Here is a 13919-nt window from a genome sequence, read left to right as displayed (position 1 = left end):
TAAAGTAGCAGATGAAGCAAAAATTGGAGGTCGACCATGTTCGAACTTTTTCTGTTTATCAATCCGTTAGGCTTGTCCTGCTACCAGCTTGAAAAGCGCATCCGGCTGCTGGCGAAAGACTTGGAGCTTGAAATTTCCGTCAATTACATCCCCCTGGTAACCATGGAGGCCATGAAGGCTGACATGGTCAAGCGGAACTGGAATTTCAACACTTCCATCAATTTGGCCAATTACCATAATGCCTCAGTCAGCGCCCAGAGCTTTTACTATGCCGTCCAGATTGCTTATGGCAAAAAGAAGGCCAGGAGCTTCCTGTTTAAGCTGCAGGAAAGCTTGAGCGACGGCCAGCGGTCTTACTCTCCGGCCTTGGCTGAAGAATTGCTGACAAGCCTGAATATCAAGCCAGAGAAAATTTCATCTACTTTAAACGACACTTGCTTAAAAGACGTCATTGCCCAGGACCAGCAGCTGGCCCGGAAATTCCAGGTCACTGCCCTGCCTTCAACTGTGGTTTTTGACGACCAAATTGACGACAGCGGCATCTTGCTTGACGGCGAACTAAGTGACGACGACCTCCTGCAGATTTTTCAAAATAGCGCTGACAGCTGCCTTGAACCCTTGATGCAGCTGACGGAGAATGCTCCGCTTTACTGCCCAGTCAGCCACCTTCATCTCTTATAGCCAGCCTCACCTTTAGGGGCTGGCTTTTTGCTGCAAAAATTTCAAGAGCCAGCTTTTCTCCCCTGGCAGCCGCCAAGTGGAAAAAGCCTCCCTGGGCAAGGTAAAGACGGTATAGCCGGTCAAGTACATCAATTCCCCCAGTTTCTGGCCCAGCTTGCTCTTTTCCTTCAGCTGCTGGTCCAAATAGTCCCGCTCCTTGACCCAGTCATCAGCCAAAGGCGGGGGCAAAAGGGGCCTAAAGTGCCACAAGGCAGCGATTCCTTCAGCGTCCAAAGCAAAATCTACCTGCCGGTAGAGCAGGGTCTGGCTGATGGGTGCCTGCTTGATCTGGTATTTTAGCCTGATTAGGCCTTCTTCTTGGTGGATTTCCAGATAATAGCTCCCCCAGGCCGGGTTTTCCCGAAAGAAAATCAGCTGGGTCTGCTTTAATTTTTCCCCTAAAAAATGCCGGCGGCCAACCAGCCAGACATCCTTGATCCCGATCGCCCGGTAAAGGGCATGCCGGTGGGCAAACTCTTCCTTGCTTAAGGGCGCGCACTGGACTTCAAAGGCCAAAAGCGGCGTGGCCAAAACGTCAGCCCGCAAGGCACCTTCAGCCAGCGGCACCTCAGTTTTCGCTGCCAGGCCCGCCGCGGTCAAGGCAGCTTTCAGGAGCATTTTCCCCTGCCGGTGCTCCTCTTGTTCCCCCAGCCCCCGGTAAGCCTGGTAGTGCTTGAAAAAGGGCTCAGCCTTCTGCGACAAAACCAGGATCACCGGCTTTTGGCAGCGCGGGCAGCGGTAGACTTCCTGGTTGAGATAGGCCGGGTTTTCCCGGACCTTGCCAGCCTCGCTGACGGCCAGGACCAGTTCTTTGTTTAATAAAGCTGCGTACAAAATAATCCCCCATTAACTAGTACGCCAAAAGGGGGAGATTTTTTTAAAAAAGCTGAAAAAAGGAAAAGGACTCCCGAAGGAGTCCGCAAATTATAGTCTATATTCTTATGCCCACTTGCTGGCAAACTGCCGGCGCAGAGCACCCAGAGCATCCTGCTGGAAGAGGCACTGGCCGTGGTCTTGGGCCTGCTGAAATTCGTCAGCGGACACCTGGCAGCCAAATTCATTGGCGATCGCCCAGGCATCAGCCGGCTTGATTTCCGCGTAGTTCTCGTCCATAAAAGCCAGCTTGAGATAGAACTTCTGCTTGTAGTAGTAGACGCTGGAAGCCAGGTCGCTGACCTTGAGGCTGTCAGCCAAAGCCAGGAGATCATCGATGTCGTCAAAGGCCAGGACATGAGTCTCCTGATAACTCCAGTAGTCCTCGTAGTCATCATCATCAGTGTTGCCCAGGTCCTGCATGATCACCGGGTCCATCTCAGTGTTGGCGTCATCAGCCGGATCCAGGTCAGAAAAGGCCCAGTACCCTTCCTCAACTGGCTCAGCTATATCGCCTCCGACCCCGTTAGCTTCAGGATCAAAGAAGCGCCGCATTTCTTCCGGCAGGTCGCTGTTATTATTCATCTTGGTAATCAAGAGATCGATCCCGCCATCGTTGGGCATGACTTGGAAAGTCACCGGCGCATCGCTGGCAAAGTCATTGTCCTCGTCTACTTCGCGCAGAACCGACAGGAAGAATTCCTGGACTCTTTCCCGGTTGCCGAGCAAGTCCAGAATCTTCAAGCCCCGCTGATTCAGATCCTCCCGGGTCATGCTTACGCGGAGCGTGTTCTCATTTACCTTTTCAACGCGCATTCTCAATCCCTCCTTTGTGTGTACTGTTATTGTAACCTAAAAAGCCGACAAAGCAAAAGCGTTAGCTTCTAGAAGCCAACGCCTTCAACTTTCTATTCTGAAATTATAAATCCTGGTCTGCCAGGCGCTTAGCCCGGGCCATTTCCAGCCGGCGCACGCTACGCGGCAGGAAGCGGCGGATTTCATCTTCATTGTAGCCGACCTGCATCCGGCGGTCATCCAAAATAATTGGCCGTCTCAGCAGGCTTGGGTTCTTTTCAATCAAATCGATCAGTTCGTTCATTGAAATGTCGTCCAGGTCGATGTTCAGCTCTTGGAAAGCCTTCGACCGCGTTGACACGATTTCTTCCGTGCCTTCTTCAGTCATTCTCAGAACATGAATGATTTCTTCCCGGTTCAGAGGATCAGAAATGATGTTTCTTTCCTTGTAGGGAATATTGTGCTGTTCAAGCCATTGCTTTGCCTTGCGGCATGAGGTGCAGCTTGGAGAAACATATAAATCTACCATTGTTACCACGCTCCTTTAAAATGAGATTGCATGAACACACATTCGTTACTTACTATATAGTTTAACATGGATACTTACAAAAAGGAAGGGGGTAATTGGCTTTCTTTTAAATTTCTTAATTAATCGGACAAAAAAAGCGGTCAGCTCACGCTAATCGCTTTTAATTTGCTCTTTACTTGTCAGCCATCAGGTTCTTAACCAATTCGATGTTGTCTTCGTTGGTCAATGATTCCTTGGTAGCCTTGTCAGCCAGGCTGGCGAGTTCTTCAGTTGAGAGCTTCTTCATTTCGTTTCTGATCCGCAGAATTGAAGTTGCGCTCATTGAGTATTCGTCCAGACCCATGGAAAGCAGGATTGGGAACATAGTTGAGTCACCAGCTGCTTCACCACACATCCCGCACCAGATGCCAGCTTCGTGAGCTGAGTCGATCGTGTGCTTGATGAGACGGAGAACTGACGGGTTGTATGGTTGGTAGAGGTAAGAAACGTTTTCGTTGCCCCGGTCAGCAGCCATAGTGTACTGGATCAAGTCGTTGGTCCCGATTGAGAAGAAGTCGACTTCCTTGGCAAATTGGTCTGCCAAAACAGCAGCTGCTGGAACTTCGATCATCATGCCGACTTGCAGGTCGTCGCCAACCTTGACGCCTTCCTTGACCAGCTTGTCCTTTTCTTCAGCCAAAACAGCCTTGGCTTGGTGAAGTTCGTCCAAAGTACCGATCATTGGGAACATGATCCCCAGCTTGCCGTAAGCTGATGCTCTCAGTAAGGCCCGCAGCTGGGTCCGGAAGATTTCCTTGTTCTTCAAGGACAGACGAACGGCACGGATACCCAGGAATGGGTTCATTTCTTCTGGCAGGTCCCAGTATGACAGGTGCTTGTCGCCACCGATGTCCATGGTTCTGATGATAACCTGCTTGCCGTTCATGCCTTCCAGAACCTTCTTGTAAGCTTCAAACTGGTCTTCTTCAGTTGGGAAGTCGTTTGAGTTCATGTACAAGAATTCAGTTCTGAACAGGCCGACTGCTTCAGCACCGTTTTCCAGAACGCCGGCCAGGTCGTCTGGAGTACCGATGTTGGCAGCAATAGTGAAGTGCTTGCCGTCAGCAGTTACTGATGGTTCGTCCTTCAGCTTCCGCCATTCAGCCTTTTGCTTGGCGAAGTCGTCGCCCTTCTTGCGGTAGTCAGCCACTTGTTCTTCGCTTGGTTCAACGATGGCAACACCATCCAAACCGTCAGCGATCAGCATTTGGCCGTTTTCTACAGAAGTGGTGATCTTTTCAGTCCCGACAACAGCTGGGATTTCCAAAGACCGGGCCATGATGGCTGAGTGAGCAGTCCGGCCGCCCAGGTCAGTTACGAAGCCCTTAACGTACTTCTTGTTCAATTGTGCCGTGTCACTTGGAGTCAAGTCTTCAGCAACCAGAACTACTTCGTGGTCGATGCTTGCCAAGTTAGGCAATTCCTTGCCCAGCAAGTGCGCCATGATCCGCTTTGAAACGTCGCGGACGTCAGCGGCACGTTCTTGCATGTAGGCATTGTCAGTCATGCTTTGGAAGATAGTGATGAAGTTTTGGGCAACTTCGTCCAAAGCTGCTTCACTGTTGACAGCGTCGCTCTTGATCTTGGCGCTGATCTGGCCAGTGAATTCAGGGTCTGACAGGAACATCAAGTGGGCGTCAAAGACTTGCGCTTCTTCTTCACCCAAGCTTTCAGCTGCAACCCTGCGGATGTTTTCCAATTCAGCTTGTGATTCGGCAACTGCCTTGTCAAAGCGGGCTACTTCAGCTTCCGCGTCGGCAACGGACTTCTTTTCAAAAGAAAGGTCCGGTTCGACCAGGAGGTAGGCTGGAGCAACAGCAACGCCGTCACTGGCTGCGATACCCTTCAAAGTTTCAGTCATTATTCAGCCAAACCTTCTTTTGACATAGTTTCAGCAACAGCTGCGATAGCTTCCTTTTCGTCGTCGCCTTCAGCGCTGATAGTAACGTCTGCACCTTGGCCAACACCCAATGACATTACGCCCATGATTGACTTAAGGTTAACTGACTTGCCGTTGTATTCAAGGTTGATGTCTGAACCAAACTTTGAAGCAGCTTGTACCAACAAGGTAGCTGGACGAGCGTGAATACCAGTTTCAGCGATAATGTGAAATTCTTTCTTTTCCATCGTAAATTATCTCCTTTAAAAATCAAGAATTGGGTACCAAAGTACCGTTTCCCTTAAAGAATAACATGTTTTCGAGGTCATTACAACTTAATTTGTAAATGTTTTCATTAATACTTGGGCTTATTCTCGATCGAAGTATAGGTAATAACCCCGCCGCGACCAGCCCGGCCGGTAATTTTCTTGTTTTTCCCGTAATTGCGCAGGCTTTGCTGGAAGGCAAAAGCATCTTCCGGGTCCTTCTGCGGGTCGATCTGGTACTCAAGCAAGTCGCCTGAGACCAATTGCTCCAAAATATCAGTATAGTCCATATTAATGTTACACCCCCCTTGTCCATTATTTTAGCGCATTTTTTTGTCAAAATTAAAGGAAGAAGACTCAAAGGCAAGCTATGTTCTTCCCAAGGCTTAGCACTTGACTAATCAGAGTGCTAAGCCCTATAATTTAGGCAGAACTTTGATGAAAGGCGGTATTTTAACATGTTGTGTCAAAACTGCCACCAACGGCAGGCCTCGATACATCTTTACACGAAGATTAACGGCCAAAACAAAGAAATCGACTTATGTCAGCAATGCTACCAAGAATTAAGGAATCAACAAGGCAATCAAATGAACAATGACAACTTTTTCGGCGACTTTGACGACCTCTTCAATGCTTTGAACGGGCGGCCAAATGGCGCAAACCGTGACAACAACCAAAATCCATCCGGGCAAAACCCGGGCCGGGGCGGCAATGGCGGCGGCCAGTCCCTGCTTGACCAGTTCGGGACCGACTTGACCGCTTTGGCCAAGAAGGGCAAGATCGACCCGGTTATCGGCCGGGACCGGGAAATCGCCCGGGTGATCGAAATCCTCAACCGGCGGACCAAGAACAACCCGGTTCTGATCGGGGAAGCCGGGGTCGGCAAGACCGCGGTTGTAGAAGGCCTGGCCCAAGACATCGTGGACGGGTCCGTTCCAGCTAAATTGCAAAACAAGCGGATCATCTCCCTCAACATGGTTTCCATGGTGCAAGGGACCGGGATCCGGGGCCAGTTTGAACAAAGAATGCAGCAGCTGGTCAAAGAGCTGCAGAGCCAGCCAGACATCATCCTCTTTATCGACGAAATCCACGAAATCGTCGGCGCCGGCAATTCTGAAGGCGGCATGGATGCCGGCAACATCATCAAGCCGGCTCTGGCCAGAGGCGAGCTGCAATTAGTCGGGGCCACGACCATCAAGGAATTCCGGGAAATCGAAAAGGACTCCGCCCTGGCCCGGCGTTTCCAGCCAGTTGAAGTCAAGGAACCAAGCATCGACGAAACCATCAAGATCCTCAAGGGGATCCAAAAGCGCTACGAGGACTACCACCACGTCAAATACACTGACGATGCCATCGAAGCTGCCGTCAAGCTGTCTGCCCGCTACATCCAGGACCGCTTCCTGCCAGACAAGGCCATCGACCTTCTGGACGAAGCCGGGTCAAGAATGAACCTGACCATTCCTTACATCGATAAGGAAAAGATCCAGGAAAGAATCGACGCGGCTGAGAAGCTCAAGCAGGACGCCTTGAAGAATGAAGACTACGAAAAGGCTGCCTACTACCGCGACCAGATCGAAAAATACGAAAAGCTGAAGGACCAGAACGTCGACCCGGACAAGACCCCAACCATCACGGCCAAGGTCATGGACAAGATCGTCGAAGAAAAGACCAACATCCCGGTCGGCGACATCCAGGCCCAAGAAGAAAACCAGCTGGCCAACCTGGCCAGCGACCTCAAGGCCAAGGTTATCGGCCAGGACGAAGCCGTTGACAAGGTGGCCCGGGCCATCAGAAGAAACCGGATCGGCTTCAACAAGTCCGGCCGGCCAATCGGCTCCTTCCTCTTCGTCGGCCCGACCGGGGTCGGCAAGACCGAGCTGGCTAAGCAGCTGGCCTTGAAGATGTTCGGCAGCGAAGACGCCATGATCCGCTTCGACATGTCCGAATTCATGGAGCAGTACTCTGTTTCCAAGCTGATCGGGTCAGCTCCGGGTTATGTCGGCTATGAAGAAGCCGGGCAATTGACTGAACGGGTCCGCCACAACCCTTACAGCCTGATCCTTTTGGACGAAGTTGAAAAGGCCCACCCAGATGTTTTGAACCTCTTCTTGCAGATTCTTGACGACGGCCGTTTGACTGACTCACAAGGGCGGACTGTCTCCTTCAAGGACACGATCATCATCATGACCTCAAACGCCGGCCAGGGGATCAAGACGGCCAGCGTGGGCTTCGCAGCGGAAAACAACAAGAACGAAGCTGAAGAAACCCGCAAGGTGATGAGCCAGTACTTCAAGCCGGAATTCCTGAACCGTTTTGACGACATCATCCAGTTCCACCCATTGACCAAGGGCAACCTCCTGCAGATCGTCAACCTCCTTTTGGACAAGACCAACGCCATGGTCAGCGACCAGGGCCTGCACATTACGGTTACTGACGCGGCCAAGGATAAGCTGGTTGAAGAAGGCTACGATCCGGAAATGGGCGCTCGTCCGCTTCGCCGGGTAATCCAGGAAGAAATCGAAGACAAGGTGGCCGACTACAAGCTGGACCACACTGAAGCCAAGCAATTAGTCGCCGACTTAAAGGATGGGGAAATCGCAATCTCTGAAGAAGTCCCTGCCCTGCCGGCAGCTGAAGCAAGTGAAGAAAAATAACTATCTCTGAACAGAAAAAACAAGGATTCTCCAAAAAGGATCCTTGTTTTTTTCTTGAATGCGTTATAATGAAAGTGAGGGGAATATCAGAGACAAATAGAAACGGGTGAAGTTTTATGCACTTAATTGATGTTACTAATAGCTATGCCGAATTAGTTCACAGTCAGCTAAATACTACGAGCGTGAACTACGTTAAAGTTTACTCCTTAGGCAACACTACCGTAGTTTATACCGAAAGCCCAATCGCCATCGGGATTGTATTAGAAAACCACCACCGCAAGATCCGCGAAGAAGAACTCGAATTCGTGGCCAAGCGGCTGATTCCCGACCGGACCAGCTACCAGCTTACAGTTGACAAGCACCGCCGGGTGGTTGAAATCCACGTTGACAAGTAATCCCTGCAAAAGAGCCCTGATGGGCTCTTTTTTACTCTCTTTCACTTTGTCGCCTTTTTCCTTTTCTTCTTTAGCTCCCTATTTCTTTTATCTTCCTTTTTTCTTTTCTGCGAAAAATTCAAAAAATACCCGTTTTTTAGCAAAATTGCAGATTTACTTGCGAAAAATAGCCTTTTTTTCAAAAAATCCGCCAGAATTGATCTATGTCAATTTTTTTATTAAGAAATAGTTCTACAATTTGCTTTGAGCACTGGAAAGCGCTTTTAGAAAAGAAAGTGAATGTGTAAAAAGCAGCAATTTTAAACTGTTGATTTGGTAAAAACAAGGAGGTACTAAACATGACAGTTTATCCGGATTACTTTTATGCTGAAAAAGACTTTGACAAGAGCCACATGGGCTACAAGCCGCTGACGATTCCAGCAGGCGTTGAGGCCCAGCCTTTGGCCGTTCCCCCGCTTTTAGCGCCGGACAAGGTTGATGGCAATGACATCTACTACACCATCGAAGCTCAGGAAGGTGAAAGCCAGATCCTGCCAGGCAAGAAGACCAAGACCTGGGGCTACAACGCTCCCCTTTTAGGCCAGACCCTGGTAGTCAAGACCGGGCAAAGAGTCCACGTGCGCCTCAAAAACAGCCTGCCTGTCCTCACTTCATTCCACTGGCACGGCATGGAAGTTCCGGGACCAATTACTGACGGCGGCTGCCACGCCCCAGTTTACCCTGGTGAAGAAAAAGATATCGAATTTACGGTCAAACAGCCTGCCGCTTTGACCTGGCTGCACGCCCACCCATGTCCGTCAACGGCCATGCAGGTCTGGATGGGCCTGGCCATGGGGGTCGTGGTTACTGATGACAATGAAGCCCGCCTGCCGATTCCAAAGAACTACGGGGTCGATGAATTCCCAATTATCCTGCAGGACCGGACCTTCCACGACAACCAGCTTGACTACCGGGCCGACTACGACCCAATGGGCGTCTTTGGTGAAGTTCCTTTGATCAACGGCGTGGTTCGTCCTTACGTTGACGTAACCACCCAAAAGGTCCGCCTGCTCTTCTTGGGCGGGTCTGACCGCCGGGAATGGCGCCTGCACTTTGAAAACGACCTGACCATGACCCAAATCGGCGGGGACGACTCCTTCCTCAGACACCCGATCGACGTCAAGAAGCTTTTGATCGGGCCAGGGGAAAGACAGCAGGTCATCGTTGACTTTGCCGGCTACAAGGAAGGCGACGTTGTCAGCCTCTACACTGACGACTTCAAGCTGGTTGAATTCCGCATCCACGCCTTTGAAAAAGACGACCGGGAGCTGCCATTCAACATCTTTACTCCAGATGACCCGGCCGTAAATAGCGAAGCACCAGTCCGCCACGTGACCATGGACGATCACGACAAGATCAACGGCCTCCGCTTCTCCATGGAAAGAATCGACATGAAGCAGACCTTGAACTCAGTTGAATACTGGGACGTAACCAACACCAACAACTCTGCTTCGGGGATGCTGCACCCCTTCCACATCCACGGTGCCCACTTCCTGGTCGTTTCCCGTAACGGGCAAAAGCCAAACCCAAACGAAATCAATGTCTACAAGGACACTATTGAAGTCGGCCCAGGCGAAACTGTCCGCTTGAAGGTCTACTTCCAAAATGCCGGGGTCTTCATGTACCACTGCCACATCATCGAACACGAAGATGCCGGCATGATGGCCCAGATCCAAATCGTTGACCCGAAGGACCCGGACAAGACCTACAAGCTGATGGACATGGAAACCATCACCAACGCCTTTGCTGAAGAAATGGGCGTTGAACCAGGTGAAGTCTTCATGCCAGGGATGGACGTTGAAGACATGGACATGGGTGCCTGCTTCCACGCGGCTGAAGCCGAAACCAGCCGCCGCTTGGTTGAAGCCGTTACTGCCGCTTCAAGAGCCGGCCACGGCCACGACGCTTCATCAGGCGCCAGCCACCACGACGCGACCCGCGGGGCCAGCCATCACTAAGAAGTAATTGGAGGAAAAGAATTATGATGAACAACAACCTTTACTTGAAGATTTTGTGGGTCTTGCTGTACGGGATCGTCGTCTTCTACACCTTTACGGATAAGATGATGATGGCCATGTACTGGATGGCCGGGGTAATGTTTGCCCAGTCCGTCATTGACCTCGTTTACTACTTTTTGCCAAAAAGCAAAACAGAAATGACTGAATGCTAGTCAGTCAAAACCAATCATGCACTAAAAAAACGATGCCTCGCGGCATCGTTTTTCTTGTTTACTTGCTTCTTTGCATTACAGCTTTTCCGTCAGTTCCACATCCGGGTACTTGTCGTGGAACCAGCGTTCAGCAAAAGCATTTTCAAAGAGGAAGAGTGGATTGCCGAAGCGGTCCTTGACCAAGAGGTTCCGGCTGGAAGACATCTTCGGGTCCAGCTGGTCAGGATTGATCCAGCGGGCTACCCGGTGGCCGATGGAAGTCATTTCAACTTCGGAGTTGTATTCATTCTTCATCCGGTACTGGAATACTTCAAACTGCAGCTGACCGACCGCCCCCAAAATGTAGTCGTCGGTCTGGTAGTTGCGGTAGAGCTGGACGGCGCCTTCTTGAACCAGCTGGTTCATCCCCTTGTGGAAGGACTTCTGCTTCATGACGTTCTTTGGTGAAACCCGCATGAAGAGTTCCGGGGTAAATTCCGGCAGCGGCGGGAATTCCAGCTTGCGCTTGCCAGCGTAGATGGAGTCCCCGATCTGGAAGTTGCCGGTGTCGTACAAACCAACAATGTCCCCGGCCACGGCTTCAGAAACCTGAACCCGGGCACTTGATTCAAATTCAACGGCATTGTTCAAGCGGACCGGCTTGCCGGTTCTGGCCAGGGTTACGTCTAGACCCTTGCTGAATTCCCCGCTGCAGACCCGGACAAAAGCAATCCGGTCTCTGTGCTGGGGGTTCATGTTGGCCTGGATCTTGAAGATAAAGCCGGAGAATTCATCATCATCTGGCTTGAGTTCTTCATCCCCGTTGACTTCGTGCTCGCCTGGCGCTGGAGCTAAGTCAACGAATTGTTCCAGGAAGGTCTCCACCCCAAAGTTGGTCAAGGCTGACCCAAAGAAGACTGGCGTCTGCTGGCCGGCTAAAACTTTTTCCCGGTCAAAGCTGGCTCCGGCCCCTTCCAAAAGCTCGATTTCACCCAAAGTTTCTTCAAACTGCGGATCATCAGCCAAAGGACTGCCTGCTGGCGCCTTCCCGTCTTCTAAAGCGATAAAGCGGTCTTGCCCTTCTTCCGGATGGTAGAGTTCAACCCGCTGGTTAGCCAGGTCATAAAGGCCCAGCAGGCTCTGCCCCATCCCAATTGGCCAGTTCATGGCCACGCCTTCAATGCCCAGGACTTCTTCCAGTTCAGCAACCAGGTCCAAAGGTTCACGGCCATCTCTGTCCAGCTTGTTCATGAAGGTGAAGACCGGAATCCCTCTTTGCCGCACGACCTTGAAGAGTTTCTTGGTCTGCGGCTCAATCCCGCGGGCGGAGTCGATGACCATGACCGCGGCGTCAACCGCCATCAAGGTCCGGTAGGTGTCTTCTGAGAAGTCCTGGTGGCCTGGGGTGTCCAGGATGTTGATCCGCTTGCCCTGGTATTCAAACTGCATAACGGATGAGGTAACGGAAATCCCACGCTTCTTTTCGATTTCCATCCAGTCACTGGTGGCGTAGTTCCCGGTTTTCCGGGCTTTAACCGTCCCGGCGCTCCGGATCACCCCACCCAAGAGCAGCATCTGTTCCGTAATCGTCGTCTTACCGGCGTCGGGGTGGGAGATGATCGCGAAAGTCCGCCGCTTATTTACTTTGTCTAAAAGTTCTTTGTTCATTATTCTTCAGTTTCTTCCTCGTAATTTTCTTCTGGCAGGGTCAACAAGACCGTCAAGAGCCGCGACCCCCGCATTCTTCTGGTCGTCAAAACCATGCCGTTGTCCAGGGGCACCTCCAGCTGCTCGCCTCTGCCCGGGATCACGCCCAATTTGGTGATCATGTAGCCGGCCAGGGTGTCGACATCTTCCATTTCCAGGTCAGTGCCAAAGCGTTCGTTGAAGTCAGTCAAAGGCATCTTGCCATAAATGACAAACTGGTGCTCATTCAGCTGCCGGACCAAAACTTCGGCCTTGTCGACCTCGTCATCGATATCGCCGACAATTTCTTCGATCAAGTCTTCAATGCTGGCCAGGCCAGTCACCCCGCCATATTCATCAGTTAGGATGGCCAATTGCTGCTGGCTGGTCTGCATCTGCACCAGCAAGTCATCCAGCTCAATCGTTTCCGGGGCAAAAAGGGGCGGGGAAATCAAGCGGTCATAAGTCAGCTGGTCAAAGCCGTGCTGGCGGGCCTCTCTAAGAATGGTGCGGATGTGGATGACGCCCACGATCTGGTCCTTGTCCTGGCGGTAGACGGGAATTCTTGAATAAGGCTGGCGGAGAATGTCATCCAGGTTTTCCTCCAGGTCATCCTCAATGTCGATCATGAAAGCGTCAGTCCGCGGCACCATGACTTCCCGGGCTACTTTATCGTGGAAAGCCATGCTGCCCTCAATCATCGAATATTCGGTATCAGTCAAAACATTGCCAGCATGCAGCTGGTCAATTTCAGCCTGCAGCTGGTCCTTGCCGCCTTCTTCATTGCTGGAAAAGCGGCTTCTCAATTTGTCAAACAGGCTGCCGGTCGCAGGGTCGCTTGTCATTTTGTTAACTCTCTTTCGTAAAATCCTTAAATATTTACATTATAGCATATGACCTTACTGTAATATGTTAAAATACCCCAGTAGAAAGAGGTGTTTTACCAATGAAAATGCGCCGCATTATGTTAGTTTTCGTCTTCCTGCTCTTGATTCCCTACATCTGCAGCCTGGCCATCATCGGGATCGGCTACAATGCCCTGGTCCTGCACTCGACAGACCCCTTCCGCACGGCTGTAGGGGCCTTTGTCGGGGCCATCATCATGCTGGCCGTCAAGGCCACCATCCAGCGGCCCTTGAATTTGCTGGCCGGAGACATCTATGACAGCTTCCTGCAGCAGATTCTCCGCTTCTTCAGCATCCGCCGCCGGCCGCTCTTGCAGGTCGCCAACTTCATCCTGGACTTTGTCCTCTGCACCCTGGCCACGATCGTGATCCGCCTGCTTTTGCCCCTGGAATGGATCGTCGGCACCTCCATGGGCTTCGTCATCTTGATCATGTTCATCTCAACTTGCCTGGGGGCCTACATCGAGTACGACAACCTGTCCATTGATGCTGAAATCAATCAATCCTAATTCTGACTGACCGGGAGGTAAAGGCTCTTGGTCAGTTTTTTATTGCCTAAATCCAGCTGGCGGAGGATGTAAGGGTTAGGATTCTCTTCCAGCTGAGCCTGGAAGTCGCTGCCTAAATCGCCGGCTTCATCCAAAAAGCGGGGCAGTTCGAAATTCAGCGGCAGGTCAAAGTAGGCGGCATTGGCCGTCTCTTCTTTTTGGAAAACCTGGGCGCTTGGCAGGGAAAATTTAAGCAAGCCGCTAACTTCGCTGCCTTTAGGCGCGATCACCCCGTACCAGTACATGAAGTTTTCCGGGCCAAAAACAATCAAAGACGCCCGCTGGTCGTCAAGGCCGGCTGATTTAACAAAGTCTTGAAAGGCCGGGTCGGCTTCCAGTTCCTGGTTGGCGGCCGCGAAGGTTCCGTTCGCGTCCATCATCCGGTCAGGAAAAGCCTTGCCGATAAAAGTAAGTTCGTTGATTTCTGTCTTCATTTCTCTGC

The 13919-nt window shown here is 51.3% G+C and carries 15 protein-coding genes; 6 read left to right on the top strand and 9 right to left on the bottom strand.

The features are described 5' to 3' along the window. Positions 1 to 36 precede the first annotated feature (36 nt). Positions 37 to 681 carry a DsbA family protein gene (locus ACYVUU_RS02985; protein WP_439776054.1) on the top strand — a complete coding sequence of 215 codons (645 nt, stop codon included), beginning with the start codon at positions 37 to 39 and terminating at the stop codon, positions 679 to 681. A gap of 12 nt (positions 682 to 693) precedes the next feature. Here the strand turns inward: ACYVUU_RS02985 and ACYVUU_RS02980 are convergent, their stop codons facing one another. From ACYVUU_RS02980 to ACYVUU_RS02955, 6 genes are all read right to left on the bottom strand, one after another. Beyond that, on the bottom strand, positions 694 to 1554 hold the full coding sequence (locus ACYVUU_RS02980) for a competence protein CoiA family protein (RefSeq protein ID WP_439776055.1): 861 nt from the start codon (positions 1552 to 1554) through the stop codon (positions 694 to 696). Positions 1555 to 1659: 105 nt separating this feature from the next. After that, a complete protein-coding gene (locus tag ACYVUU_RS02975) occupies positions 1660 to 2409 on the bottom strand; it encodes an adaptor protein MecA (RefSeq protein ID WP_484499904.1) in 750 nt (249 codons plus the stop codon). Between the two features lie 103 nt (positions 2410 to 2512). Continuing rightward, positions 2513 to 2917: a transcriptional regulator SpxA gene (gene spxA / locus ACYVUU_RS02970; RefSeq protein ID WP_270447465.1), complete on the bottom strand. Its 405-nt coding sequence runs from the start codon at positions 2915 to 2917 to the stop codon at positions 2513 to 2515. Between the two features lie 172 nt (positions 2918 to 3089). Beyond that, positions 3090 to 4817, bottom strand: coding sequence for a phosphoenolpyruvate--protein phosphotransferase (gene ptsP / locus ACYVUU_RS02965; RefSeq protein ID WP_484499903.1), 1728 nt, complete (start codon positions 4815 to 4817; stop codon positions 3090 to 3092). After that, positions 4817 to 5083 (bottom strand): phosphocarrier protein HPr, encoded by a 267-nt coding sequence (locus tag ACYVUU_RS02960; protein ID WP_003614073.1) that lies wholly within the window; start codon positions 5081 to 5083, stop codon positions 4817 to 4819. Before ACYVUU_RS02960 ends, ptsP begins: the two co-directional genes overlap by 1 nt. Positions 5084 to 5190: 107 nt before the next feature. Then, the gene (locus ACYVUU_RS02955) at positions 5191 to 5391 is read right to left on the bottom strand and encodes a hypothetical protein (protein WP_296225879.1); all 201 of its coding nucleotides are present in this window, start codon (positions 5389 to 5391) and stop codon (positions 5191 to 5193) included. Between the two features lie 168 nt (positions 5392 to 5559). Here ACYVUU_RS02955 and ACYVUU_RS02950 point away from each other — a divergent pair, with 168 nt between their 5' ends. From ACYVUU_RS02950 to ACYVUU_RS02935, 4 genes are all read left to right on the top strand, one after another. Continuing rightward, positions 5560 to 7755 (top strand): ATP-dependent Clp protease ATP-binding subunit, encoded by a 2196-nt coding sequence (locus ACYVUU_RS02950; RefSeq protein WP_439776058.1) that lies wholly within the window; start codon positions 5560 to 5562, stop codon positions 7753 to 7755. A gap of 116 nt (positions 7756 to 7871) precedes the next feature. Then, entirely contained in the window at positions 7872 to 8150 is a 279-nt protein-coding gene (locus ACYVUU_RS02945; RefSeq protein WP_439776059.1) for a DUF1827 family protein, read from the top strand. Positions 8151 to 8488: 338 nt separating this feature from the next. Beyond that, positions 8489 to 10147: a multicopper oxidase family protein gene (locus ACYVUU_RS02940; RefSeq protein WP_484499902.1), complete on the top strand. Its 1659-nt coding sequence runs from the start codon at positions 8489 to 8491 to the stop codon at positions 10145 to 10147. 23 nt (positions 10148 to 10170) lie between these two features. Further along, on the top strand, positions 10171 to 10359 hold the full coding sequence (locus tag ACYVUU_RS02935) for a hypothetical protein (protein WP_439776061.1): 189 nt from the start codon (positions 10171 to 10173) through the stop codon (positions 10357 to 10359). A gap of 75 nt (positions 10360 to 10434) precedes the next feature. Here ACYVUU_RS02935 and ACYVUU_RS02930 read toward each other — a convergent pair whose 3' ends face one another. Both ACYVUU_RS02930 and ACYVUU_RS02925 read right to left on the bottom strand, forming a co-directional pair. Then, on the bottom strand, positions 10435 to 12006 hold the full coding sequence (locus ACYVUU_RS02930; protein WP_439776062.1) for a peptide chain release factor 3: 1572 nt from the start codon (positions 12004 to 12006) through the stop codon (positions 10435 to 10437). Then, entirely contained in the window at positions 12006 to 12869 is an 864-nt protein-coding gene (locus ACYVUU_RS02925; protein WP_439776063.1) for a hemolysin family protein, read from the bottom strand. The genes ACYVUU_RS02930 and ACYVUU_RS02925 overlap by 1 nt, the downstream gene beginning before the upstream one ends. Positions 12870 to 12970: 101 nt before the next feature. Here ACYVUU_RS02925 and ACYVUU_RS02920 point away from each other — a divergent pair, with 101 nt between their 5' ends. Further along, positions 12971 to 13438 (top strand): hypothetical protein, encoded by a 468-nt coding sequence (locus tag ACYVUU_RS02920; RefSeq protein WP_439776064.1) that lies wholly within the window; start codon positions 12971 to 12973, stop codon positions 13436 to 13438. Here ACYVUU_RS02920 and ACYVUU_RS02915 read toward each other — a convergent pair. Then, positions 13435 to 13911 carry a hypothetical protein gene (locus ACYVUU_RS02915; protein WP_484499901.1) on the bottom strand — a complete coding sequence of 159 codons (477 nt, stop codon included), beginning with the start codon at positions 13909 to 13911 and terminating at the stop codon, positions 13435 to 13437. The two genes, ACYVUU_RS02920 and ACYVUU_RS02915, sit on opposite strands and share 4 nt — an antisense overlap. Positions 13912 to 13919 lie beyond the last annotated feature (8 nt).

Source organism: Lactobacillus sp. WILCCON 0058 (assembly GCF_057198005.1).
This window is presented reverse-complemented; position numbering and strand designations above follow the sequence as displayed.

Bases quoted from the DNA above. Each gene is read 5' to 3' on its own strand.
- ACYVUU_RS02935 (WP_439776061.1), top strand. From the start codon at position 10,171: ATGATGAACAACAACCTTTACTTGAAGATTTTGTGGGTCTTGCTGTAC.
- ACYVUU_RS02985 (WP_439776054.1), top strand. From the start codon at position 37: ATGTTCGAACTTTTTCTGTTTATCAATCCGTTAGGCTTGTCCTGCTAC.
- ACYVUU_RS02950 (WP_439776058.1), top strand. From the start codon at position 5,560: ATGTTGTGTCAAAACTGCCACCAACGGCAGGCCTCGATACATCTTTAC.
- ACYVUU_RS02975 (WP_484499904.1), bottom strand. From the start codon at position 2,409: ATGCGCGTTGAAAAGGTAAATGAGAACACGCTCCGCGTAAGCATGACC.
- ACYVUU_RS02940 (WP_484499902.1), top strand. From the start codon at position 8,489: ATGACAGTTTATCCGGATTACTTTTATGCTGAAAAAGACTTTGACAAG.
- ACYVUU_RS02960 (WP_003614073.1), bottom strand. From the start codon at position 5,083: ATGGAAAAGAAAGAATTTCACATTATCGCTGAAACTGGTATTCACGCT.
- ACYVUU_RS02930 (WP_439776062.1), bottom strand. From the start codon at position 12,006: ATGAACAAAGAACTTTTAGACAAAGTAAATAAGCGGCGGACTTTCGCG.
- ACYVUU_RS02920 (WP_439776064.1), top strand. From the start codon at position 12,971: ATGAAAATGCGCCGCATTATGTTAGTTTTCGTCTTCCTGCTCTTGATT.
- ACYVUU_RS02955 (WP_296225879.1), bottom strand. From the start codon at position 5,391: ATGGACTATACTGATATTTTGGAGCAATTGGTCTCAGGCGACTTGCTT.
- spxA (WP_270447465.1), bottom strand. From the start codon at position 2,917: ATGGTAGATTTATATGTTTCTCCAAGCTGCACCTCATGCCGCAAGGCA.
- ACYVUU_RS02945 (WP_439776059.1), top strand. From the start codon at position 7,872: ATGCACTTAATTGATGTTACTAATAGCTATGCCGAATTAGTTCACAGT.
- ptsP (WP_484499903.1), bottom strand. From the start codon at position 4,817: ATGACTGAAACTTTGAAGGGTATCGCAGCCAGTGACGGCGTTGCTGTT.
- ACYVUU_RS02925 (WP_439776063.1), bottom strand. From the start codon at position 12,869: ATGACAAGCGACCCTGCGACCGGCAGCCTGTTTGACAAATTGAGAAGC.
- ACYVUU_RS02915 (WP_484499901.1), bottom strand. From the start codon at position 13,911: ATGAAGACAGAAATCAACGAACTTACTTTTATCGGCAAGGCTTTTCCT.